This is a genomic window from Klebsiella sp. BIGb0407 (genome assembly GCF_024807845.1).
Taxonomy (GTDB): domain Bacteria; phylum Pseudomonadota; class Gammaproteobacteria; order Enterobacterales; family Enterobacteriaceae; genus JGM124.
In genome coordinates this window covers 208,344-232,849 of record NZ_JANUEQ010000002.1, presented here as the reverse complement: position 1 = coordinate 232,849, position 24,506 = coordinate 208,344, and the positions used below count along the sequence as shown (strand labels likewise).

Below are 24,506 nucleotides of genomic sequence, written 5' to 3'. Positions count from 1 at the left end.
CCCACAGCATGACGCCGTGTCCGGTTTGTTATTGTTTTAATTGAAAAAGTTGGGGTTTATGCGTTATGCAGTGCTAACGCTTTATCGAGGACTTCCTCACCGCGCATCATGCCGTAGTCCATCATATCAATGACACTGACCGATTTTCCCAGCGGGCTGGCAATCGCGCTCAGACGGGAATGCTGGAATTGTACCTGTGGCCCAAGAAGAATGACGTCTGCATCGGGAAGAATTCGTTCAAACTCGGACACGGGTACAGCATTGATATCAACGTCTAACCCACGGTTTTTGGCAGATTTTTTCATTCTTTCTACCAGCATGCTGGTGGACATTCCGGCAGCACAACAAAGTACAATACGCATGTTCTTCTCCTGTTATTTACCGGATGATTTAAAACTTTTTTTCAGTCGCTTGTAAATAGCGCCTGGTACTATGAAATCTATACGATAATTTAATTACTTATTTAAAATCAGTGTATTGAAACCTATCTTTTGATGAAATTTTTTTTCATGAATGTGATGTGGCGCTAATTTATTTAGCCTGAAAGCAGATTTAAAGGATGTATTTGATCATTTTTCAAGATGTAAAAAATCGCAATGAAAATAATTTTCATGGTAAAGTATCTCCTCACCCACAAGGATAATTTGTTGATGGATATTGTCTGGCAGTTGAGAACACAGTCTGAACGGTTTGATTCTCAGGAATCGAAACTGGCGCGTTTTATTCTGGATAACCTTCATACCAGTGAACAGGCAACGATGGAGTCTCTTTCTGCGAAGGCAGGAGTAAGCCCTGATGCGTTAAAGAATTTTTCTAAATCAGCAGGTTATCCGAATCTCGATGATTTTTTACATCAGATACGTAAAGCCAGTCGCCAGGAAACTTCTTTCACGAACGTGATTCGGGCGCAGCAGCCATCGCTCAGCCAGCAGGAAAATCGTGTTGCTGAAGCTATTCTCAGAGATCCTCTTTTTGCCTCGAGTGCGACCATTGAACAACTCGCCGGGCGAGCAGAAGTGAGCGCTGCAACAATTACCCGTTTTGTTCGATCTGTGGGTTGTGAAGATATTCGTGATTTACGCATGAAGCTGGCCCGTGGCATACCGTCGAAATCGACAGCGCAGGTTGAGTCTATTCCTGAGGTAAGAGCTATCACTCAGGCATTAAATCAGCAGTCAGCCCTCGTGAGTGAGGCGATATGGGAGCAGGCTGTTTTCGTATTGCGTAAAGCGCGTACGGTATTGCTTATCGGAGGCGCGGGGGAATCGACCCCGTTAATCCAGGAAGTGCAGCTGCGGCTAACTCGCTCAGGACTTCCGATTGCCTGGATTCAGGATGAAAACTTATTACACCTGACACTGGGGCGCCTTAAGCCCGATGACTTGTTATTAATCCTGGCGCCGGACAAGATTAACAGCAACCTGTTAAGCGCTGTACACCATGCCATTATTCAGCAAACCTCAGTTATCGCATTATGCCCCGGCAATATTAAACTGGCCGAGCAAGCCAAATTTTGGCTACCTCTGCCAGAGGCAGAAGATGGGCGCCGTTACGGTATATTGTTTGCCCTCGATAAGCTGGAAAAGATATTGGGTCGATCAAACACTGACTAGATTACGCCTCCAGTAACATGGTGTAATTTATTGAATTTAAGGTTATTTTTTTAGTTTTATGTCATTTTCATAAGAAAAGTATCAGAAATGAAAATAGTTTCTGACATGGCATTCAAATTTTCAGTTTTGCTAACCCTTTATTCTGTTATGACCTGCTTAACTGAGTAATGACGATGTGTTACGACTGGATTTTTCGACAAGTTACAGTAATTGATGGTACCGGCAAGGGTGCATACCGGGCTGATGTCGCCATAAAAAATGATCGTATTGCCGATATTGCACCGCTTATCAATCGGCCAGCTGAACAAGAAATTGCCGGTAATGGACGGGTACTTTCTCCGGGGTTCATTGATGTCCATACGCATGATGATCTTAATGTCATTTCAACGCCGGAATATTTACCCAAACTCAGTCAAGGCGTCACTTCGGTCATTGTCGGGAACTGTGGTATCAGCGCGGCATCAGCCTACCCGCAGCCTGCATTCCCTGAGCCGATAAACCTGTTAGGTAAACCACAAGAGTTTATTTATCCCTCGCTCGAGAGCTATGCCAGAGGCGTTATAGTGGCGAAACCCGCGGTTAATGTGGCAACCCTGATAGGGCATACCACTCTGCGTAATAACCATATGGATTCACTCGATCGTACGGCAACGGCAGAAGAAATTACCGTGATGCGCCAGCAATTGCAGCAGGCATTGCAACAGGGAGCGTTGGGATTAAGTACCGGGCTTGCCTATGGCAGTGCCTTTAGCGCCTCGACAGAAGAAGTTATGGCGTTAGCTGAAGTACTTACCGATGAGCAGGGGATTTACACCACGCATTTACGTTCTGAATTTGAACCTATTCTTGATGCAATGGATGAAGCTTTTCGTATTGGCAAGCGCGCTATGGTTCCGGTTGTTATTTCACATCATAAGTGTGCGGGTCCCAAAAACTGGGGGCGAACAGGTGAAACGCTGGCATTGATGGATAAAGTCAGTAAAAAACAGCAGGTTTCCTGCGACTGTTATCCGTACTCCGCCAGCTCATCGAATCTGGATCTTAAACAAGTCACTGATGAGTTTGAAATCACTATCACCTGGTCTCAGGGGGCGCCTGAACAGGCAGGTAAAACGCTGATGCAGATTGCCACTGAATGGCAGGTAGATTTAGCTGAAGCCGCAGTTCGCTTAATGCCCGCTGGTGCCATCTATCATAATATGGATGAGCAGGATGTCAGAAGGGTATTAAAACATGCCAGAACGATGATTGGCTCTGATGGTCTGCCAAACGATCCTATGCCTCACCCCAGATTATGGGGCGCTTTTCCACGCGTGTTAGGGTATTACAGCCGTGAGCAGCAACTTTTTCCGCTCACCGAGGCGATTTATAAAATGACCGGGCTGTCTGCTGAGCGTTTCCAGCTTGCCGGGCGGGGATTCGTTAAAGTGGGTTATTTTGCCGATCTGGTGTTATTTGATCCGTTAACTATCATCGATAAAGCCAGTTATACCTCGCCAAAACAAATGGCTGATGGTATTGATTTGGTCATGGTCAACGGCGTGGTCAGCTATACGGGGCAGAATAGATACGTGACAGGCCGGGCAGGGCGTTTTTTACGTCGTGGTGAACTGTAGCAATCCTCACCCGAGGATATTAAGTCAATCGCCAATCGGCTGACGGTCACCTCCTCCACGATGGCTATCAAGGGCGAGTTTAATTCGGCGCAGGCTATCTTTTGCCTGTGCTTTATTTGCCATTGCGGCTTCCGTCGCCAGGACATCAACCAGTGCAAGCATCGCAAAACGTGAAGCGCTGGGTTTGAAGATTGAGTCGTTCTCTTCAATATAAAGCGGGAGCACCAGGTTTACCTCGGTGGCAAGTAATGTCTGCTTTGGGGTAATGGCGATAACCCTGGCACCATAGTGACGGGCAATCGCAGAGCTCTCTACTATTTCCGGAGTTTGCCCGCTCAATGATAATGCGATAACGACATCTCTGGGACTGACAGCCGCACAGATCATACGAACCAGTAAGCCGTCATTATGGCTGACAACGGGCAACCCTAAGCGAAAGAGTCGATTTTGAAGCTCGCTGGCACAGATTGTCGATCCCCCCCCCATACCGATAACGACAATCTGGCGAGCGTCATTTATCCAGGATATCGCCTGTTTTATTAGCGAGATATCCAGGGAGCGTTTATTGATGTCTAATACCCGAATGATTGCATCATAAACCCCAGACACCCCCTCAAAATCCGGGCTATCCAGAATAAAACGCTGTCCGACAGCCAGCGCCTGACCCATTTTTAGCTTTAGCTCCCTGACATCTTTGCAGCCCACGCTGCGAGCAAAACGCGTAACAGTGGCCTGGCTACTTTGTGTCAGACGCGCTAGTTCTGCGATCGGCAGTGTGATAGTCATTTTCACATCATCTAAAATAAACTGTGCAATCCGTTTTTCAGCTGGGGTGAGGGTGGGGAAACGCTCATTAATGCAGGAGATAATATCTATCGGGCTGGACATATCATACTCTGTAACCTGAGGGAGACTAACGCAAAGTATACGCATATCGTTATGCCAGAGTATAGATGTTTTAGTCTTCTGTAGTTTCTGAATTTATTACTCTGCTAATAGACCCAATGAAGTTGTTAATATCTGATTTGGTTTTTCGGATAAATTAATTTTCAGAAAACGATTATTTTATGTTTTATATTGTTCTTTCATCTAAAACCCCTCTTATCAAAACCACTTTTTTCATATCTAATTTAGTTGCTTAATTAACAGGTTTATTTAAAAGGATATTTTATGTCAAGGAAAGTGGTTATTGGGTGTTTGTTATCTTCATTTATCATGATTAGCGCTAATGCCAGTGTCAGTGAAGACAACAATCATACTGTTTCGCTCGGCTATGCGCAGAGTAAGGTTCAGGATTTTAAAAATATTCGTGGAGTCAATGCCCAGTACCGTTACGAATGGGATTCTCAAGTCAGTTTTATCAGTTCATTTACATCGATGAAAGGAGATGACAGCTATTCACTCCGGGAGAATTCTAGTGGTTATGATTCAAAAATAAATATGAAATATTACTCTCTGTTGGCCGGTCCCGCATATCGTATTCATGATGACATCAGTCTATATGTGCTGGTCGGACTGGCTCATACAAAAATAGAGAGGAAAACAACTTACTTAACTCAGTATTCAGAACAATACAAAGGAAACGCCACTTCCATTGCTTATGGTGCAGGTATTGCTATTAATCCGATTGAGAATATATCGGTTAATATCGGCTATGAAGGAACCCATACTAAATATAATGAAAATATATCAATCAATGGATTGAATCTTGGTGTTGGTTATCGTTTTTAATTCCATGATACTCGAAATAATTTGAGTTACTTATAGACGCTGAGAAAATTCTGTCGATACATATAGATAAACTCTGTGATTCGACAGGATTTTTGACAGCAGCATCCAGGCTGTGTTTAAAGTTAAATGGGTGTTTTTTGGTATATTTTTAATCAGAGACGTTATAAAACGCATCTTCAGATATTTTAAAGGATTTTTCTTTGAATTGATTATACTTTATACTACTAAAATAGATTAACTGGAGGTTATCTATGAAGCAGACTCCAACACAAAAAGAGATTGTTGAAATTCTGAGTATTTCTCGTAAAAGTGGCAGCGTTCATTTGACGGGTTCAAGAGAAGAGCGTAAAGCACAGTTACAGGAACTTCGTCGTAGGGATTTAACCACGGAAGGTTATCACGTTGTCCAGCAATACGTCGGATAAAGAGAAGCATATTTATATTTCGAGAGTGGAAGTATCTGCAAAGTTTGCTTCCACCAGCATCAAGTTCGGATATGACGTTGAAATACAAGAAGACTATGATGATGACCTACTACAGCTCCAGGAAATCTGGGAAGAACAAGGCTATATAGAGATCTATGATAGTACAGTTCATGGCGACCGAGCTGTATACCCCCTTAGCTAAAGATTCAAACAAAACCCCGGGTTCTTCTCCTCATTATACTGGTCTGTATCATGCTCGGTTATTGAGTAATAGTGCCCCAGACCCTCTGGTAATCGTTACTTTCCAGGATGCGACTATAGCTCCGCGAAAATACGTCAAGGCGGTTATAGAAGCTATGATTTATCATGATCTTATGTTTTTACCTAAAGATAAGAAAGTGTCTGATGATATGAAGATACAAAGTCATTGGGTTCGTTCAGTGCTATAAAATACATTTTCAAATGATGAGGCGTAGCTATCGCTGTATTAACGACCGTTATCTGAACTCACTATTAACACCGCCGCCTCATAAGGCGGCAGTATTACAACTAGTCTTTAGCGTAGCTTTCGCCATTTACCCAGAGGTGGTCCTTTTCCCAGGTAAACAGCCATTTACGTACCGGGCCGGCCATCACATTGAGGTAATAGCTATCATAGCCTGCGATGGTCGCAACCGGGTGGTAGCCTTTCGGAACTTTAACCACGTCTTTATCATAGACTGCCATACACTCGTCCAGTGAGCGATCGTCGGTGTAAACCCGCTGCATACAAAAACCCTGGGGTGGATTTAGCCGATGATAATAGGTCTCTTCGAGATAGGTTTCCTCTGGCGGATTATCGGTATCATGCTTATGGCTGGGGTAAGAGCTGGTACAGCCTTCATTGGTATAGACTTCCACCACCAGCAGACTATCAGCCGGTTTATCTTCCGGCAGAATATTATGGACATAACGCTGGTTATGTCCTTTACCTCGAGCCTCGGCATCAATATCCTGCGGAGCAATCAATCGGGTCGGGTAGGTACCTTGGCCTGGAGCGGCACAGACCGCCAGCTCTAGCGGGGTCAGCGCCTCGACCTCGATTGTCTCACCTGAAGTGACATATACCGCCCAGGGCTTAAGCCGTTCAAAGGGGTTCATCCGTTCACCGATATTCGGGAAGCTTGATGAAGGGGTATCAATCGTTGCACGTCCGGCAACCAGCACCAGACAACGCTCCTCAGACACTGCCGGTAATGATAGCTTCTGACCGGCATTTAACTGATAAACTTCAAAGCCCACATAACCCCATCCCGCATTTTCAGGCGTGACGGACTGGGTACGTCCCTGGTGATTCGGTGACTGCCAGCGTGAAAGTAACTCGGACATCGCTCCCCCTTAAATCAGCCCGGCATTACGCGCCAGATTACTCAGATTATTGTAGCCGAGACGGGCATAAGTCAGCGGATGGGCAATCGCCGGGTCCTGCTCTGCTTCTACCACTAACCAGCCTTGATAGCCGTGCTGTTTAAGCAATGCCATGATAGGCGGATAGTCTACACAGCCATCTCCCGGAACGGTGAATACGCCACTTAACACCGCATCAAGGAAGCTGGTTTTACGGTTTTTCACTTCGGCCAGCACGTCTGCACGCACGTCCTTACAGTGAACGTGGTTGATACGGGAAATCCAGCGTTGTGCCACAGCGAGTGGATCTGCCCCGGCAAAGGTCAGGTGACCAGTATCCAGCAGCAGCCCGACTTCCGGGCCGGTATGCGTCATCAGGTTATCGACATCCTGAGCACTTTCAATCACCGTGCCCATATGGTGGTGATAAGCAATTTGCACGCCCTGTTGCTGAGTATAGCGGGCAAAAGCGGTGAGTTTTTCACCATATTCCTGCCAGCGTTCGGCCGGAAAGCGTGCCCGCAGATGAACGGGTGTCTGCTGCTCACCGTGAATACAGTCAGAGACTTCGGCAAAGACCAGTACCTTCGAGCCAAGTTCACGCAATAAAGTCAGGTGCGACTGTACCGCCTCAATTTCTTCTTCTACGCTTCGCTCCAGCAAGCGGCCGGAATACCAGCCGGAAACCAGTTTTAAGTCATGCTGAGCGAGAATCGGGCCCAGTACGGCTGCCGTTCTTGGAAATTTATTACCCAGCTCAAACCCTTCAAACCCTGCTTCTTTTCCTTCGCTAAGACAAGTCTCAAGCGATGTATCGGAGCCCAGTGAAGGCAAGTCGTCATTGGTCCAGGTCAGTGGATTAATACCTAAATGTACGGTCATGATGTTCTCCTCAAGATATAGTCTGGCCGCGCTCACGCCACAGGGCAATCAGCTGCAAATAGTTATTCCGAATACGGTTCACCAGCTCGGCATCGTCAATTTCACGCTTCAGCCAGGCCTGCGATGGCTCACCAAAGATGGTGCGACCGACGGCAAATCCTTTAACAATCGGGTAATTTGCTGCGGTATTAAATCCGTCACGCAGCACAGAGACCGGCGCATCGAGACCGAGGATCACCACGCCACGACAATGAGGATCGCGTTTTTCGATCAAGGCACTCAGCGCGGTCCAGCCTTCATCGCCCAGTGGCGGTAATTTCCACCAGTCCGGATAAATGCCAAGATTGTAGAAGCGGGAAATCGCGCGCAGATATAAGTCGTCATTGCGCGGCATATCGGCAGGTAAAATGACCTCTAGCAGCAATTCATGCCCTGACTGGCAGCAGGCCTGATAGATCTCAGCAACTTTTTGTTCCTGCTCAAGACGTAAACCATGGGCATCTTCCGGGTGGAAAAAAACCAGGCATTTAACGATGTGTTCCTGTGGCCAGCTGATCAGCTGCGAGCCAATATTGCCGTGTTCCATTTCCAGCGGCCGTGAACCCGGCAGTTCTATCGGGCGACCAATCCACCAGCCTTCGCCGGTAATCGCATTCAGTGCATCCTGACCAAAGGTCCCGTCACACAATAAGCCTGCTTTTCCTTCCAGGTCGGCACTTTTCGCCGCTTCCCGGCTGGCTTGTAGGATCAGTTGTTTTAGCGCCGGGATGCGGCGTAAGTCGGCGCCACTTTGCAGGGCCATTTCGGCTAACTGGCTGCGATGGTCAAATGCCATCACACAGAGTTCCGGCCACTGACGGCGACGGGAAATGACCCGGTGAAGATGGTTTAAGTGAGCGTCGAGATCGGGACGTGGAACGGACTCTTCACGCGCCAGGTAGTCATCCAGTTCGATTTTACCCGGCATAGCAGGAGCGCAGCCGTGGCGGGATACCACCAGGGCACCACAGGCATTGGCATAACGACAAGACTGAACCCAGCCTTCATCATTAATATAGCCGCGCAGTAAACCGGACATAAAGGCATCCCCAGCACCCAGTACATTGAGCACTTCAACGCGTACGCCGGAAACATTAATGCCGCCATCCAGTGAGTCGGGAATGGGCCCGGTAAAGACAGAGCACCCTTGCGCCCCGCGCTTACAAACCAGAGTTGCTCCAGTGACTTCACGTACTTGCTTGAGCGCTTGCAGGGTATCGGTCGTTCCTCCGGCGATATGAAACTCTTCTTCGGTACCTACTACGACATCAAATAAATGCAGGACTGACTGCAACTGTTGTGTCACTTGTTCTGCGGCGATAAAACGCGTTTCACCATCACCCAGTGCCGTCAGACCCCACAATACCGGACGATAGTCGATATCCAGTGCGGTACGTACTTCGTTACGGCGCGCATATTTCAGCGCTGTCAGCACGGCATCCCGAGTGCGTGGGTTGGAAAGATGGGTGCCGGTAATCGCCAGACAGCGGGCAGAGGCGATGTACTCTTCGCTGAAATCGTCCGAGGTAATCGCCATATCAGCGCAGTTCTCACGGAAGAAAATTAGCGGAAAGGTATCCCTGTCTTTAATGCCGAGTAATACCAGGGCGGTGAGTCGCTCGGTATCAGTTATCAGATGGCTGGTATCACAGCCCACCTGAGTCAGCTCTTCACGCAGAAAACGCCCCATATGCTCATCGCCTACCCGTGCCAGCATTGACGATTTTAGTCCCTGGCGCGCGGTGCCATAAGCTACGTTACCCGATGAACCGCCAAGATAGCGGGAAAAACTGGTGGCATCTTCAAGTCGGGCACCAATCTGCTGACTGTAAAGATCGACGGCCACGCGTCCCATGCAAATAAGATCCAATTGTTTTTGTTTCATTCTTGGTCCTTAGACAATGTCAGATACTTTCACCCAGCGGCCGTCCTGATGAGACAGGGCGATAGCATCGAGAATACGTGAAACTTTCCAGCCTTCTTCAAAGTCAGGCCATAGCGGTTTATCGCCCGCAATACCATCAATAAGATCACGTATTTCGACGGTTTTTTGATCGTTAAAACCAATCCCGTGGCCTGCACCCATACAGAAGGATCCATAATCCGGATGAGCGGGGCCTACCAGTAAGGTACGGAATCCCTGACGTCCTTCAGGATCGTCTTGCAGATACAGTTTCAGCTCTGCCATGCGTTCCTGAGTAAAGGTCATCGCGCCTTTGGTACCGGTAATTGTCCATGTCAGCCCCATCTTGCGGCCACTGGCAACCCGCGAGGTTTCGATAATGCCTTGTGCACCCCCGGAAAAACGCACCATTGCATGAGCCTGATCTTCGTTTTCAACCCTGACCATTTCGCTACTACCGGCATAGGCTGGACGCTCCGGGACGACAATTTTTAAATCGCCGCACACTTGCTCAATATCGCCCACCAGGTATTGCGCCATATTGACGATATGCGCGGATAAATCCCCTAATGCACCCAGTCCGGCTGTTTCTTTAAAGCAGTGCCAGTGAATGGGCACCAGCGGGTCGGCCATATAGTCTTCGTTATGTGTGCCGTAGAAATGGATAATTTCCCCGATTTCACCGCGCTGGATTATCTGTTTTGCCAGCTTGGCGGTAGGGTTTTTCATATAGTTGAAACCCACCAGTGTTTTCACGCCTGCCTCGCGCGCCGCATCAACCATCTGTTTTGCATCACGGGCATTAAGCGCCAGTGGTTTTTCAGAGTAGACGTGTTTCCCGTGACGAATCGCCTCCAGTGCCATCTCTTTATGAAGGTGGTTAGGGGAACAAATATCCACCACATCAATATTGGGATCGGCCACCAGCTCACGCCAGTCGCCCGTCGAACGGTTGAAGCCAAACGACGCTGCGCGTTTTTCAGCGAGCTCAGGTGTAACTTCCGCCACCATTTCACGTACTAGCTGGCCTTGAAGTTCAAACACTGTCGGTGCCTGGGCATAAGCAATCGCGTGGGCTTTGCCAATATATCCGGTGCCAATCAGACCAATTCTTACTTGTTTCATAAAATGCTCCTGAACTAAATTGCGCCGCGACGACTCTTGGCATAGGTATCAAAGGCAACCGCCAGCACGATAATCAGACCGGTAATAATTTGCTGGTAGTAAGCGGAAACGTTCATCAGTACCAGGCCATTAATTAAAATGCCCATAATGATTGCGCCGATAATTGTCCCACTGATGCGGCCATAGCCACCCATCAGGGAAGTTCCGCCAATAACGACTGAGGCAATAACGCGTAATTCAAAGGAGATCCCGGCGACCGCTTCAGCGCTTCCCAGGCGAGCACTCAGTACAAAGCCTGCCAGTCCTGCCAGGCAACCAATCACCACATAAACGCTGACCAGCACACGTTTGACATTGACCCCTGCCAGTCTTGCAGCTTCAGGGTTACCGCCTATGGCATAGACGAAGCGTCCCCAGCGGGTTTTATGCAGTGCCAGATAACCGATGATGGAAACAAAAGCGAAGATCCAAATGGGAATGGAGATGCCGAGCATTTCCCCGCGTCCCCACCAGCGATAACCGGCATCAAACCCTGCTATCGGTGCACCATCGTTAATTACCAGCGTCAGTCCGCGCCAGATAGTCATACCGCCTAAGGTGACAATGAAAGGAGGCAGGCGCAGACGGGTAACACCCAGCCCTTGTACCAGTCCTATCAGCGTACCCATTGCCAGACAAATACCCATGGCTAACAGCCAGCTCAGACCGCCCCAGGCGTCGGGATCAACGGTGGTAAAGTTATCGCCTTTAATGACGTAGGCTGCGGTCATGGCACAGAGCGCAAGAATCGATCCAACCGAGAGGTCGATACCCGCAGTCAGAATGACGAAGGTCATACCGATAGCAATGATCCCGTAGATCGAAACTTCAGTAAGAATGTTTAATATATTTCGTTCGCTCAGGAAATTACTGTTCTGCGTCTGGAAAAAAATCAGCAGCAGGATCATAAAAATCAGGACCCCGAAGCGCTCAAAAAAGCCGATAAAGTCGATACGCGATGCGCGCTTTTCCTCAGGCTGGGTTTTAGAAATCATCTGCGTCATGGGGGCTCCCGTTATGCGGCGTTTAACGCACTGTGATTAATCGCCATCATTGTCATCAGGCGTTCTTCGTTGGCTTCATCACCGTGTATTTCGCCGGTAATGTGCCCTTCGCTCAGGGTGATTATTCTGTCGGATACCGCCAGTATTTCCGGTAGATCGGACGAGATGACGATAACTGCCACCCCCCGGCTTGCCATGTCAAAGAGCACCTGATGAACTTCAGATTTTGTTCCGACGTCGATACCGCGCGTTGGCTCATCGACAATCAAGACCCTTGGATTCAGCGCCATGCAGCGCGCCAGAATCACTTTTTGCTGATTTCCGCCGGACAGCTTGCGCACTTCCTGCTCGGGGTTAACCATTTTGATTTGCAGCGCCTGACGGTAAGCGGCAATCAGGGCATCTTCTTTGCGGGGGCTGACGAAATAACGCCAGGTCAGCAAGGATGAAAGGCTGGAAAGAGACATATTGTCGCGGATCGATAACCCCAGCACGGCACCTTCTTTTTTGCGATCTTCAGGTACCAGAGCAATGCCCTGATCCAAAGCATGCATCGGATCGCGAGGCTGGTAAGGCTTACCGTCGAGTTCAAAGCTGCCGGTGGTAAATTTGTCAGCGCCAAACAGGCAGCGTGCTATTTCGGTTCGACCTGCACCGACCAGGCCTGCTATCCCCAGCACTTCTCCGGCATGAACATGAAAACTGACATCTTTCAGTGCAATACCGTGTGGATCGAGCGGCGGTTTTTCGCGGCTTAATCCTTTTACCGATAAACGTATCGGCTTATCCTGGTGGTGCGTCAGACTGGCGTCGCGGCGGTTAAACACCACATTACGGCCTACCATCAGACGGATAATTTGCTCAACATTGGTGCCTGCTACGTCGCCAGAACCGGTATAGCGCCCATCCTGAAAGACGGTAAAACGATCGCAAAGTTGGAAAACTTCATGCAGACGGTGTGTGACGTAGATAATGCTCACGCCGCGTCCCTTAAGCTCACGGACCACGCGGTGCAAACTTTCGACTTCACTATCACTGAGTGCCGCAGAAGGCTCATCCATAATGATAAGTTTGGCGTTAAGGGTCAGGGCGCGGGCTATTTCAACCATCTGCTGCTGGGCTACGCTTAAACGAGCAACCGCAGTCGTTGGGGCGATATTCAGCTGTAAATAACTCAGAATGACCTGAGCTTCGTTATTAACCGCTTTGGCGTCGACCACCAGGTTGTGACGTCGCGGCTCGCGGCCCAGAAACATATTTTCCGCCACCGTCATATTCGGCAGCAGGTTAAATTCCTGATAAATAGTAATGATGCCTTTGTTCTGGCGTTCCACTGGCGAATCATCTATGCCCAGCATTTCACCATTGAACCAAATTTCACCGCGCGTTTGCGGTTGTGCGCCTGCCAGCGCTTTTAATAGCGTCGATTTACCGGCACCATTTTCACCCAGCAGGGCGTGGATCTCTCCTGCTCCGACGCTCAGGTTGGCGTCACTGAGTGCCCAGACACCGGAGAAACTCTTGGCAAGATGGGTAACTTTTAATAGGGGCTGTGACATCAGTTGGCTCCTTTGTAACGCCCGTCGTGAGACGGGCGTATACAGGCTTATTTACCGGTTTCGCTGATACGCTCTGCTTTATCGAGATTATCTTTGGTTATCAGAGTTGGCGCGTAGTCCGCTCCGGTGATAGCCTTTTTATCGCGAATATTTTCGACCAACTGAGTCATTGCGGTGGTGACGGCATAGCCCGGACGCTGGTCAGCGGTAACTGCCAGCCAGCCGTCTTTTACTCTCTCCAGGGCTTCTGGTACTGCATCAAAGCCGGTGACCAGAACCTCGCCCGGTTTCATGCCTTGTGATTGAAGTGCTTCAATGGCACCGAGAGCCATATCATCGTTTGCTGCCAGAATAATTTGTGGTTTCTTCGCCAGGGATGGCAGCACGCTTTCAACAATGCGCATACCTTCAGAACGCATCCAGTTTCCGGTCTGATCGACGACGATATTGTATTTTTTACCGCCTTCAGTCAGACGATCGCGGATCCCTTTGGTCCGCTCGATGTTGGAAGAGGATCCAGGCTGACCGGTCAGCAGAACGATATCTGCTCCGTCAGGGAATTTCTCAATTACGAAACTCGCTACGGCCTGCCCACCTTTGTAGTTATTCGCACCAAAATGCGGTACTTTTTTATCACTAATAACCGAACGATCCAGAGTCACTACCGGTAAATTTGCGTCCTGGATTTCACCGACAGCGCTTGAAACAGCATTAATATCATTAGGAGAGACGATAAAGCCCTGAGCGCCTCGGGTGATGGCATTTTCCAGATCGGCGGCTTGTTTCGGTGAGCTACCCTGGCTATCAAGAACCTGAAGTTTCACGCCCATTTCTTTGGCAGCGTTAACGGCAGTACGCTGCATATGAACCTCAAATGGCATGGCGAGGTTTGGGGTACTAAAAACAATTTGTTCATTTGCGGCTAATGCAGGAGTTGTGGTTAATGCGATAAGGGCGGCAAGAATGAGTTTTTTCATTATTATATCTCTTCTATTTGTAGGGCTACCGAAGGTTATACCCGTCATACTTCAAGTTGCTTGGGTGTTGCCTGCATTCAGACAGCCGAATCACATAGTCTATCTATGCTCATCGCCTGTCTGAACTTGGCGCCTACAAGCCACTCGAATTATTTAGGGTATCTAACGTTATTTCACACCGGTTATGCAGGGACTCCAGTGCTTTGTCGGCCAGATACAGCGCACGCTCACCATCTTCGCCGCTACATTCTGGTTTAGTTTCACCGCGCAGAACGCCAACAAAATGCTGCCATTCTGCGGCATAGGCATCTTTGTAACGTTGCAGGAAAAAGTGCTCTGGTAAGGCGCTCCGGCAACCCGCAGAGCTGAGATGCTGTACCTGGTTTTCCAGAATATTTCCGGCAGACAGCAGGCCATTAGCGCCGTGTAATTCAATGCGCTGGTCATAGCCGTAGGCTGAACGACGGCTGTTAACAATGGTCGCCATTGCCCCGGAACGATATTTCAGGACAATAAACGCGGTATCGATATCACCCGCTTCACCGATAGCAGGGTCGACCAGATTGCTTCCCTGAGCGTAGATAGAGACCGGCTCTTCACCCATGATGAAACGCGCCATATCGAAATCGTGGATAGTCATATCGCGGAACATGCCGCCAGAAACACGCACATATTCAACCGGCGGCGGGGAAGGGTCGCGTGAGATAATCAGCAGGGATTCTGGTTTGCCTATCCGGCCTTCAAGAACCTCAGTTTTGACGCGACGAAATTGCGGGTCAAAACGGCGATTAAAACCAATAAACAGTGGGACGCTATTTGCCTTTACCACTTCAAGACATTCGCGAACGCGGGCAAGGTCAAGGTGTACCGGCTTTTCACAGAAAATCGCTTTGCCATGACGGGCGGCAAGTTCGATTAAGTTTGCATGGGTATCGGTTGCTGAGGCAATCAGCACAGCATGTACGTTAGTATCAGCCATGACCTCGTCTACGCTCTGTACCTTGGTTTGATACTGGGCAGCAATACGGGCGGCATTCTCTTCATTCGGATCAACAACTGACCACAGAGTCGTCTCTTTGTGGGCGGCAATATTTGCAGCGTGGATCTGGCCAATGCGGCCGGCACCCAATAAAGCAATGTTAAACATAGCGGCTCCCGAAATGGGTATTGCGTTAATCTCTGATACCGGAGAACACCGGCACCCTAGGCAACTAATAATCGACACCTAAAATAAAACATTTATTTCATTTTAATGCAGACTGAAAGTTTCATTTTTGTGTGGGGGTTAACATTTTGTTCCTCTGATGGATCCTTTTTGTTATCGGAATCACAATATTGGCTAAGCAGAAAAATTTACAGAAGGTGAAATTGAGAGATTTAGCGAGAATGGGCTACTGACAGGGGATTATCCACAACGAGATGAAATAAATGTTCCGCCTGGTTTACAGGCGGAACAGGGGGTTAATACTGACGGGCGCGCTTGAGCATTGACTGAGTCTCTTCGAAAGCCTGAGTTACCGCAGGGGACAGCGCTACCTCGGCATCACCGGTTCGCCACCAGGCCTCATAATCATGCGTCATGGTCTTAGGCAGCACTTTGATATCAAGTAAAACCGGACCATCAGCGAGCTTAGCGGCTTCAAGAGCTGCCAGCAGACTTTGCTCATCATGAACGCGAAAAGCACGGCAGCCATAGCTCTCAGCATTTTTAGCAAAATCCACCTTCACCAGCGGTCCGTCAAGCTTGCCGGTTGTCGGGTTTCGCTGGCGATTTTCGGTTGCCAGACTACTGATACCGTGCCCCATCTGTAGGTTATTAATACAACCAAACCCAGCGTTATCAAACAGTAAGACGGTTATTTTCACCCCCTCCTGCACGGCGGTTTGCAGCTCAGAATGGAGCATCATATAAGAACCATCCCCCACCATGGCGTAGGCTGGCTGAGCGGGTTTCGCCAGTTTAGCCCCGACCGTCGCAGCTATTTCATAGCCCATGCAGGAGTAGCCATATTCCAGGTGGTAGCTATCGGGCGTTTTTACCTGCCATAACCGCTGTAAATCCCCCGGGAGTGAACCTGCGGCACCCACCACAATTGCATCATCTTCGATATGCTGATTGATAAGCCCCAGCACGCGGGTTTGCGTCAGTGAGGTGCCGAGAGCCTCACTGTACTCTCGCAAGGTTTCATCAAGATGCCCGGCAACTTCAGGCGTGTCACCCGCCTGCCAGTGACGCTCCCATAGCCGCTGACACTCCTGATTCCAGGCCGTTCTGGCATGCAGGATATCGTCATCCCATTGCGCGCGATACTTGATATCACTGAGTTCTGACGTTAATCGCTCCAGTCCGATACGGGCATCGGCTATCAGCGGCGTGGCATCGAGTTTCATGGCATCAAACTCTGCCACGTTCAGCATCAGAAACTCAGCATCGGGCGCAAACAGCGCTTTTGAGCCGGTGGTAAAGTCAGTTAAACGTGTTCCGACACCAATAATCAAGTCTGCTTTGGGAGCCAGCAGATTAGCGGCAAGCCCCCCGGTAACCCCCAGGCCGCCAAGATTGAGTGGGTGATTACTCACTAGCGCACCTTTACCCGCCTGTGTTTCGGCGAACGGTAGCTGCGCCGTTTCAACAAATGCCTGAAAAGCGTCATGGGCACCTGAATAACGTACCCCGCCACCACAAATCACCAGAGGTCGGCGTTTACTTTTAATCAGTGCCAGTGCTGCCTGTAATCGACTTTCATCCGGTGGACGGCGTTCAATATGATGTACCCGGCGAGCAAAGAAGCTGGCCGGATAGTCCCAGACTTCACCCTGCACATCCTGGGGTAAGCAGATAGTCACTGCTCCGGTATCGGCTGGGTTGGTGAGCACTCGCATGGCGCTTAGCATGGCGCTCATCAGCTGTTCCGGACGGTTAATACGATCCCAGTAGCGCGATACCGGACGGAAGCAATCGTTGGTACTGATACTTAAGTCATGGTATTGCTCAATCTGCTGTAGCACCGGGTCGGGCTGGCGACTGGCATAAATATCCCCCGGTAATAACAGTAATGGAATACGGTTAGCGGTTGCTGTCGCAGCCGCAGTAATCATATTGGCAGCCCCAGGACCTACCGAAGAAGTCACCGCATAGATACGACGCCGCAGATGCTGTTTTGCAAACCCGGTGGCAATGTGGGCCATTCCTTGCTCGCTGCATCCCTGGTAAACTTTCAGATGGCCAGGGGCTTCTTCCAGCGCCTGGCCGATACCTAAAACATTTCCGTGACCAAAGATGGTCAGTATGCCTTCGACAAACGGCTGCTCCTCACCCTCGGCATCAATGTATTGTTGATTAAGAAATTTGACCAGCGCCTGCGCCATGGTTAAACGTAGTGTTGTCATTTTTTCCCCTGTCAGCCCAGTGTCGGCATCGAAAATGCGGCACCTTGTTGGTGATGGCTTTCCGGCCAGCGCGCAGTAATGGTTTTCATGCGAGTATAGAAACGTACACCATCATTACCATGGACATTCAGGGGGCCAAAGATAGATCGTTTCCAGCCACCAAAACTGTGGAACGCCATGGGTACCGGAATCGGCACGTTCACGCCAACCATACCCACCTGAACCTCTTCACAAAAACGTCTTGCTGTTCCGCCATCGCGGGTGAAAATGGCGGTACCATTACCGTATTCGTGCTGATTAATCAGATTCAGGGCACTTTGATAATCAGCCACGCGCACTACGCTCAGTACCGGGCCGAAGATCTCCTCTTTATAAATTGTCATCTCTGGCGTGACGTGGTCAAACAGTGTCGGGCCGACAAAATAACCTTCCTCATTACCCGCGACTTTAAGTCCACGTCCATCAACACGCAGCGTGGCACCCTGCGACTCACCGCTATCAATATAACCCAGGACTTTGGCACGATGTGCGCTGCTTATCAGTGGTCCCATTTCGTTTTCTGGCTGGTGGCCGAGGCCCGGGCCGACGCGCAGGGTAGCTATCTGTTGTTCCAGCTGGGAGCAGAGGGTATCGGCGGCGTTATCACCGACGGCAACGACCACTGACAGCGCCATACAGCGTTCCCCGGCAGCACCAAAGGCAGCACCCATAATGGCATTTGTGGCCATCGCCATATCCGCATCCGGCATCAGGATACAGTGGTTTTTTGCTCCACCGAGTGCCTGGCAGCGTTTACCGTGGGCGGATGCGGTGTTGTAGATATATTCAGCAATCGGCGTTGAACCGACAAAACTGACGGCCTGTACACGCGGGTCGGTTAGCAGCACATCAACGGCTTCTTTATCTCCTTGCACCACGTTAAAGACGCCATCAGGAAGTCCTGACTCTTTCAGTAACTCCGCCAGTCTTACTGCCAGGGAGGGATCTTTTTCTGATGGCTTAAGTACGAAAGTATTTCCCGTTGCCAGCGCAATAGGGAACATCCACATCGGCACCATGGCCGGGAAGTTAAACGGCGTGATTCCGGCACAGACCCCTAGCGGTTGCATCAGTGAGTGGCTGTCAACGCCGGTACCGACATTGGCAGAATGCTCACCTTTTTGTAGATGTGGAATACCGCAGGCGAACTCAACCACTTCCAGGCCGCGTGTCAGTTCACCGACGGCATCAGAATAGACTTTGCCGTGTTCTTCGCTAATGAGTTTTGCCAGGCTATCCATATGCTGTTCAAGCAAACTTTTAAAGCGGAATAAGACACGGGCACGTTTGAGCGGAGACTGGCGGGACCAGTCGGGGAAAGCTTGCTGCGCGGCAGCAATAGCTTGTTCTGTCTGTTGTACCGTACTCATAGCAACCTGACGGATCTGTGCTCCGGTGGCCGGATTAAAGATTGCCTGAACGCGCTGGCTGTCACCCGTGATACATTTGCCGTGAATAAAATTCGCTACCGTCTCCATATCTACCCTCTCGCTGTTAAATAGATGTCCTGAACACTGTATATGAAACAAACATTTCATTTCAGCTTGAAATAAAATAAATATTGATTATTGTGATCAAGAATCAATTTTGATGTTTACACCATACATAACCGACATTGGACGATCGCTGGCACAGTCCGCCAGGCGACAGGCACAGACAGGGAATTGGGGCGTTTATGCGAAAGATGATAACGGTACATCTGTTTCATTTTCTGCTTTACTGCGTTTAAATACCCGTTAGTACACTTTTTAAGGGGAATAACATTGAGCACTGCGACGAGTTTAAGTGAACTGCAAGAGCAGATCCGTGAGCGCTATGATGACCTGAGCAAACGGCTGCAGCAGGTATCACGCTATGTACTGGATAACACCAATAGCGTGGCCTTTGACACCGTCGCGATAATAGCTGAACGAGCGGGGGTTCCACCTTCCACCTTGATCCGCTTTGCCAATGCTTTTAATTTCAGTGGATTCAATGAAATGAAACAATTATTTCGTATGAATCTGGTGGAGGAAACGGCGAGCTATACTGACCGGGCACGATTATTTCGTGAGATGGAAAGTGAAGAAATACCAGAAACGCCCTTTGATATTTTGCAGGAATTCTCCCGTTCTAATGCCCAGGCTTTACAGCAATTAGCAGCGCGTACCAAGCCGGAAATGCTGGAGCAGGCGGTAGAACTGCTGGCGAATGCAGAAACGATTTATGTGGTAGGTCTGCGACGTTCTTTTAGCGTTGCGGCTTATCTGTCTTATGCCCTCAGCCATCTTGAATGTCGTCCGGTATTACTCGACGGGATGGGCGGGATGTTTCGTGAGCAGGTTAGCCGTATTACAGGAAAGGATCTGTTAGTCTCGATCAGCTTTTCGCCTTATGCCGAAGAAACGGTGATGATCAGTGAAATAGCGGCCAATGCTGGTGCCAGACAAATAGTGATAACAGATAGCCAGATTAGTCCGCTCGCGACCTTCAGCGATCTGTGTTTTGTGGTTAAAGAGGCTCAGGTTGATGCGTTTCGCTCTCAGTCAGCCACCCTGTGCCTGGTTCAGTCACTGATGATTGCGCTGGCATATTTTCAGGGGGAGTCGAAAAACTGATTATTACTGTGCCATGCTTCAAGTCGCCTGGATATTGCCACAGAGAAGGCAGTCGAATTTGTGGTAATCGACTGCCTCTATTTACTTCTATAAGTAACTCGGTTCATTTTGGTATAAAACAATTATTTTAATCCAGCAAAGTCCAGGCTGATTGCCAGGCGAAACCAACACCGGGTTCATATTGATTTGCGCCAGGAGACCATTGGATACAAAAACCGCTGTTAGGGAAAGGTTTACACTCATACGTATTTTTATCTTTTGGCTGATAAACTATTGTACCCGCTGTATAAAATGCGAGATTATCTGGAAATATATAATCATATTCGTGCTCCTGAACTAATCCTGGAACATTAATATCTTGTATTAATACTTTAGAGATTTTTCCCGCTATAACTTTCACTCTAACTTTATCTTCTTGTATATTATCTTTTTTATTAATAATAAAACGGCTGTAATTATCTGCAGTCACAACCTGCTCTGCATTTTTTGGTAACGACCATTTATAGTCTGGTGTTGAAGCGGGGTAGGCATCCGATTTAACCTCAAGATTATATGATACATAGCTGCCATTATCTTTTTGATCTTTAACTAAGTTAGCTTCGGTTAGATATTCTTTATCTTTCTTATCATCATCCTCACTGCCATTGCCATTGCCATTGCCATTGCCATTGCCACTGCCGTTATCATGGCCAGTCATATTAGCATCAATGACTTGATAAAAAGCATTCGCGGTGTCGTCTATATCCCATACTCCAAGAATTACCTGATATCCTTGACGTTCCGGCACATTACAGTTTATTTTTACTTTGCTAGCAGGCATTTTACCATTATCAAATTGCTCACAGAATGGTGTTAAATCAAAATCAGAACGCTCCAGGGGGGTTGTTGGATCCCAATTTTGTTTAGTGATAAAAAATCGCCATGATGTCGTACGATGAGCAGCCGTTAATGTCCAGGAGAAGGTGTTCTTTCCGCTGTTTACTTTGGTTTTACTCCATCGGGTAGGAGACTGTTCATTTAATGCATCAAAATTAGCATTACCACCGCTGGCGATCTTCCCATCCATGGGGCCTGTTTCAGGAAACCCCTTAAGCCCTTCAACTGATTGAGGTTCGTATTGAACAGGACCACACATCTTATTCACGTTATTCCCTGAACCAGAACAAAGAAATGCTCTGCTTGGAGGGGAGTTTATATAACCATGCCTGGGTAAAATATCTGAAAACACACAGGATGACGTTACCAAAAATAATGAAGGGAGTATATATTTAATGTCCATATAGTATTTTCCTTTTATATTGAATATATAGCTTGGTATATGTTAAATATATGATGATTAAATATAAAATAACCTGATTGATGTCATCATAAGAAATAAATGACAACGTGAATTTTTTATCATGTCAGTTAGTGAAAAACAATGATTGGTATAAATAAAAATATTTTTTTATTAAATAGTAAGTAATAATCACAGAAATACAAAAATAGGATAATCGCTAATGTGATGAATGGATCACGACTAAATATTACTTATTTTCATCATCTCTATAAAAAATGTCGGGCAACACTCTGGAATATTGAGTTCCAGAAAGTGCTTGTATCCTGGCGCGTATATGAGCCATTCTTAAGCTACAATAAAACTTGTGTCTTGCGTCGATTTAAGGTCATCTTAGGGTCTGTGGCGTATGATACTCAATGAACAAGGCAGGGTATGTTGGATTTTTTGAAAAATTACGCTGATTTAACAACCAGTGAAAAAAAAGCACTAAAATACATTATCGATCATATCGCTGACATTCCCTTGCTGAATATCAATGAGTTAGTGGCTAAAGCCTTTGTCTCAAAGACCGTGATCGTCAATCTGTCTCAAAAGCTCGGCTTCAATGGCTATAAAGAGCTTAAGTTCAAGATCAATGAGCATATTTTAGCTGAAAACAAAAATAAAAACCAAAATCTGCCTTCGTTTAAAAAACAGCTGGAAAGAAACATCAATAAAAGCTTTACTCTGATCAATGAAGAACAGATCCATGACTGCGCTAAATCTTTACGTCATGCAAAAAATATTTTCATTGTCACCCGAGGAACCAGTAAAGCCGTTGGTTACTATCTTGAACACTTGTTGTTTTCATTAGGATTGCATTGCTTTTTTATCAATGATTATAACTTGTCCGATTCTTTTACGCGGTTAGTCAGCAGTGACGATACCGTGGTGTTTATTTCTTTATCCGGTGGGACCAAGAAAATCATTGAAACCGCAAAAGCGGTTCAATTAAAAGAGGCGGATATTATTAGTATGACGGCATTTCATTCTAATGAACTCACAACCTATGCTAACCATAATCTTTTTTGTTTCGCTGATAATCACGACACAAAAAAAGATGATACTAAATCCAGGGTGGGGTTTTTTATTTTAGTTGATTTACTGGTATATGAATTAGAGCAACTAATGTAATCAAATTTATATGGTTATTTGAGTTTAAGTTACCTCTCTTCCTGAAATGTCCCAGGTCATATTTTGTGACCTTAGTTAATATTTAAAACCGCAGAATCATTTGCTAAAAAAATATCAATGCTAGTATGGCAATAATTTAAACATTCATTGTCATCAGGATAGTATATGGCTAAGAGAAAGTTTAGTGATTCAATTCAGCGGTTTGGGAGAACGTTGCTTCTTCCTATCGGTGTTCTGGCTCCCATTGGTATGGTTCTGGGTATCAGCGGAGCTTTAGTTCAATCTTATATGATTGCTCGATTCCCTTTCCTTGGAAACGAAACGGTCAATGAGCTACTAGTCAGTATTCGTTCTATTGCGGGTGTTATTTTTGACAATATTCCACTGCTGTTTGCGATGGGGGTTGCTTATGGCATGAGTCAGCGGGATAAAGGAATAGCGGTTTTTGCCTCGGTGGTCGGATACTTAACATTGATAATCACTATCAATGTCTGGCTGATACTGAATGGCAAACTGGCGGATGCGGCGGTGATGACCCAGGTCGGACAAATCAAAGTTCTGGGCATTCAAACCATGAATATCAGCGCCGCCGGGGGGATTATCACCGGTCTGATTGCTGCCTGGGCGACTGATAAATTTTATAACCTTGAACTACCTACCGCATTTGCTTTCTTCGCCGGGAAAAAGTCTGTCTCCATTATCATGATTGGCCTGATGATGGTCGTTGGAGCCTTTCTACCCTTTATCTGGGAAGTTTTAGTTCTTGGTTTAATGAAATTATCTGCGGTTATCCTCAGCCCTGTCGGGCCATTCTTTACGGCCGGGGGAGAACGACTGTTTATCCCATTCGGATTACACCACGTCTGGAACGTGCTGTTCAGATTTACTGAAGCCGGTGGTTCTTATGTTATTGATGGAGAAACCTTTGTTGGTGTTGTCCCGGCGATGACAGAAGTCTTGTTTAAGCAAGGGCCAAACAGTGAATACTGGTCAATGATGCCAAGCCTGACACGTTTTATGGCTCAGCAACAAATGCTGGTGACGCTATTCTTATTCCCGGCGATAGCCCTGGCGATTTATAGAACCTCAAGAAAAGAAAATCGCGCAGAAGTGAAATCGATGCTCGTGACCATGGTATTAACCGCGATGCTCGGTAATGTCACTGAACCGCTAGAGTTTACCTTTGTCTTTATTGCACCGCTGTTATATCTCATCTATGCCATGATCGTCGGTATTGGCGCGGTATTACTCTCACTGGCGGGTGTAGCGATAGGGTATATCCGGGGTACTGTTTTTGACTTCACCATATTTGGTCTGCTCTACGAACATACTAACTGGATTTTCCTGGTCCTCATCGGTAGCTGTTTAGCCGTCGTCACTTACTTCATCTTCTACTTCTCCATTGTGAGATTTGATATCAAAACACCGGGCAGAGAAGAGTCTGCTAGTATTAAAAGCACCTTAATCAAAGAGAAACGCTACGGAGAAGCGGCAGCTATTCTGCTTGAGGCCTTAGGTGGCAAACAAAATATCCGTAACGTCGATAACTGTATTACCCGGCTTCGCATTGATATCGCAGAGGCGGATAAAATCGATAAAGATTTAATATTGAAGTCAGGTTGTTCAGCATTTTTATTCCCAACGGAAAATCATATTCATGTCGTTTATGGACCGAAGGTTGAATTCGTTCGCAATGCTGTTGATGACGCAATGAAGAAATAAACAAGGA

The 24,506-nt window shown here is 47.6% G+C and carries 21 protein-coding genes; 8 read left to right on the top strand and 13 right to left on the bottom strand.

The genetic code is table 11. The annotated features are described in order from the left end of the window. Positions 1–56: 56 nt before the first annotated feature. Positions 57–362 carry a PTS sugar transporter subunit IIB gene (locus M2387_RS08235; protein ID WP_259048677.1) on the bottom strand — a complete coding sequence of 102 codons (306 nt, stop codon included), beginning with the start codon at positions 360–362 and terminating at the stop codon, positions 57–59. Positions 363–611: 249 nt separating this feature from the next. Between M2387_RS08235 and M2387_RS08230 the strand changes: the two genes are divergently transcribed. Beyond that, complete coding sequence (locus M2387_RS08230) at positions 612–1,613, top strand: MurR/RpiR family transcriptional regulator (RefSeq protein WP_259048676.1); 1,002 nt, start codon at positions 612–614, stop codon at positions 1,611–1,613. 173 nt (positions 1,614–1,786) lie between these two features. Continuing rightward, positions 1,787–3,229 carry an N-acyl-D-amino-acid deacylase family protein gene (locus M2387_RS08225; protein ID WP_259048675.1) on the top strand — a complete coding sequence of 481 codons (1,443 nt, stop codon included), beginning with the start codon at positions 1,787–1,789 and terminating at the stop codon, positions 3,227–3,229. Positions 3,230–3,253: 24 nt separating this feature from the next. Here the strand turns inward: M2387_RS08225 and M2387_RS08220 are convergent, their stop codons facing one another. Continuing rightward, complete coding sequence (locus M2387_RS08220) at positions 3,254–4,117, bottom strand: MurR/RpiR family transcriptional regulator (RefSeq protein ID WP_259048674.1); 864 nt, start codon at positions 4,115–4,117, stop codon at positions 3,254–3,256. 282 nt (positions 4,118–4,399) lie between these two features. Between M2387_RS08220 and M2387_RS08215 the strand changes: the two genes are divergently transcribed. Continuing rightward, complete coding sequence (locus tag M2387_RS08215; RefSeq protein WP_259048673.1) at positions 4,400–4,960, top strand: Ail/Lom family outer membrane beta-barrel protein; 561 nt, start codon at positions 4,400–4,402, stop codon at positions 4,958–4,960. A 251-nt stretch (positions 4,961–5,211) separates the two neighbouring features. After that, positions 5,212–5,385: a hypothetical protein gene (locus M2387_RS08210; RefSeq protein WP_259048672.1), complete on the top strand. Its 174-nt coding sequence runs from the start codon at positions 5,212–5,214 to the stop codon at positions 5,383–5,385. Between the two features lie 549 nt (positions 5,386–5,934). Here M2387_RS08210 and iolB read toward each other — a convergent pair. From iolB to M2387_RS08160, 10 genes are all read right to left on the bottom strand, one after another. After that, positions 5,935–6,753, bottom strand: coding sequence for a 5-deoxy-glucuronate isomerase (iolB, locus tag M2387_RS08205; protein WP_259048671.1), 819 nt, complete (start codon positions 6,751–6,753; stop codon positions 5,935–5,937). A 9-nt stretch (positions 6,754–6,762) separates the two neighbouring features. After that, on the bottom strand, positions 6,763–7,653 hold the full coding sequence (gene iolE, locus M2387_RS08200; RefSeq protein ID WP_259048670.1) for a myo-inosose-2 dehydratase: 891 nt from the start codon (positions 7,651–7,653) through the stop codon (positions 6,763–6,765). A gap of 10 nt (positions 7,654–7,663) precedes the next feature. Next, positions 7,664–9,577, bottom strand: coding sequence for a bifunctional 5-dehydro-2-deoxygluconokinase/5-dehydro-2-deoxyphosphogluconate aldolase (locus M2387_RS08195; RefSeq protein WP_259048669.1), 1,914 nt, complete (start codon positions 9,575–9,577; stop codon positions 7,664–7,666). Between the two features lie 9 nt (positions 9,578–9,586). Next, complete coding sequence (locus M2387_RS08190) at positions 9,587–10,720, bottom strand: Gfo/Idh/MocA family protein (protein ID WP_259048668.1); 1,134 nt, start codon at positions 10,718–10,720, stop codon at positions 9,587–9,589. Positions 10,721–10,734: 14 nt separating this feature from the next. After that, positions 10,735–11,763, bottom strand: coding sequence for an ABC transporter permease (locus tag M2387_RS08185; RefSeq protein WP_259048667.1), 1,029 nt, complete (start codon positions 11,761–11,763; stop codon positions 10,735–10,737). A gap of 11 nt (positions 11,764–11,774) precedes the next feature. Next, a complete protein-coding gene (locus M2387_RS08180; RefSeq protein WP_259048666.1) occupies positions 11,775–13,322 on the bottom strand; it encodes a sugar ABC transporter ATP-binding protein in 1,548 nt (515 codons plus the stop codon). A 47-nt stretch (positions 13,323–13,369) separates the two neighbouring features. Continuing rightward, positions 13,370–14,299, bottom strand: a complete 930-nt coding sequence (locus M2387_RS08175) for a substrate-binding domain-containing protein (protein WP_259048665.1) — start codon at positions 14,297–14,299, stop codon at positions 13,370–13,372. Positions 14,300–14,432: 133 nt separating this feature from the next. Beyond that, positions 14,433–15,446: an inositol 2-dehydrogenase gene (gene iolG / locus M2387_RS08170; protein WP_259048664.1), complete on the bottom strand. Its 1,014-nt coding sequence runs from the start codon at positions 15,444–15,446 to the stop codon at positions 14,433–14,435. Positions 15,447–15,760: 314 nt separating this feature from the next. Beyond that, on the bottom strand, positions 15,761–17,689 hold the full coding sequence (gene iolD, locus M2387_RS08165) for a 3D-(3,5/4)-trihydroxycyclohexane-1,2-dione acylhydrolase (decyclizing) (protein ID WP_259048663.1): 1,929 nt from the start codon (positions 17,687–17,689) through the stop codon (positions 15,761–15,763). 11 nt (positions 17,690–17,700) lie between these two features. Continuing rightward, a complete protein-coding gene (locus M2387_RS08160) occupies positions 17,701–19,206 on the bottom strand; it encodes a CoA-acylating methylmalonate-semialdehyde dehydrogenase (protein ID WP_259048662.1) in 1,506 nt (501 codons plus the stop codon). Between the two features lie 112 nt (positions 19,207–19,318). Between M2387_RS08160 and M2387_RS08155 the strand changes: the two genes are divergently transcribed. Together M2387_RS08155 and M2387_RS08150 are read left to right on the top strand one after the other, a co-directional pair. Next, entirely contained in the window at positions 19,319–19,468 is a 150-nt protein-coding gene (locus tag M2387_RS08155) for a hypothetical protein (protein ID WP_259048661.1), read from the top strand. Positions 19,469–19,491: 23 nt separating this feature from the next. After that, on the top strand, positions 19,492–20,325 hold the full coding sequence (locus M2387_RS08150) for a MurR/RpiR family transcriptional regulator (protein ID WP_259048660.1): 834 nt from the start codon (positions 19,492–19,494) through the stop codon (positions 20,323–20,325). A 127-nt stretch (positions 20,326–20,452) separates the two neighbouring features. Here M2387_RS08150 and M2387_RS08145 read toward each other — a convergent pair whose 3' ends face one another. Then, positions 20,453–21,604: a lytic polysaccharide monooxygenase gene (locus M2387_RS08145; RefSeq protein WP_259048659.1), complete on the bottom strand. Its 1,152-nt coding sequence runs from the start codon at positions 21,602–21,604 to the stop codon at positions 20,453–20,455. A 432-nt stretch (positions 21,605–22,036) separates the two neighbouring features. Between M2387_RS08145 and M2387_RS08140 the strand changes: the two genes are divergently transcribed. Beyond that, the gene (locus M2387_RS08140; RefSeq protein ID WP_259048658.1) at positions 22,037–22,777 is read left to right on the top strand and encodes a MurR/RpiR family transcriptional regulator; all 741 of its coding nucleotides are present in this window, start codon (positions 22,037–22,039) and stop codon (positions 22,775–22,777) included. Between the two features lie 165 nt (positions 22,778–22,942). Beyond that, complete coding sequence (locus M2387_RS08135; protein WP_259048657.1) at positions 22,943–24,499, top strand: PTS transporter subunit EIIC; 1,557 nt, start codon at positions 22,943–22,945, stop codon at positions 24,497–24,499. Positions 24,500–24,506 lie beyond the last annotated feature (7 nt).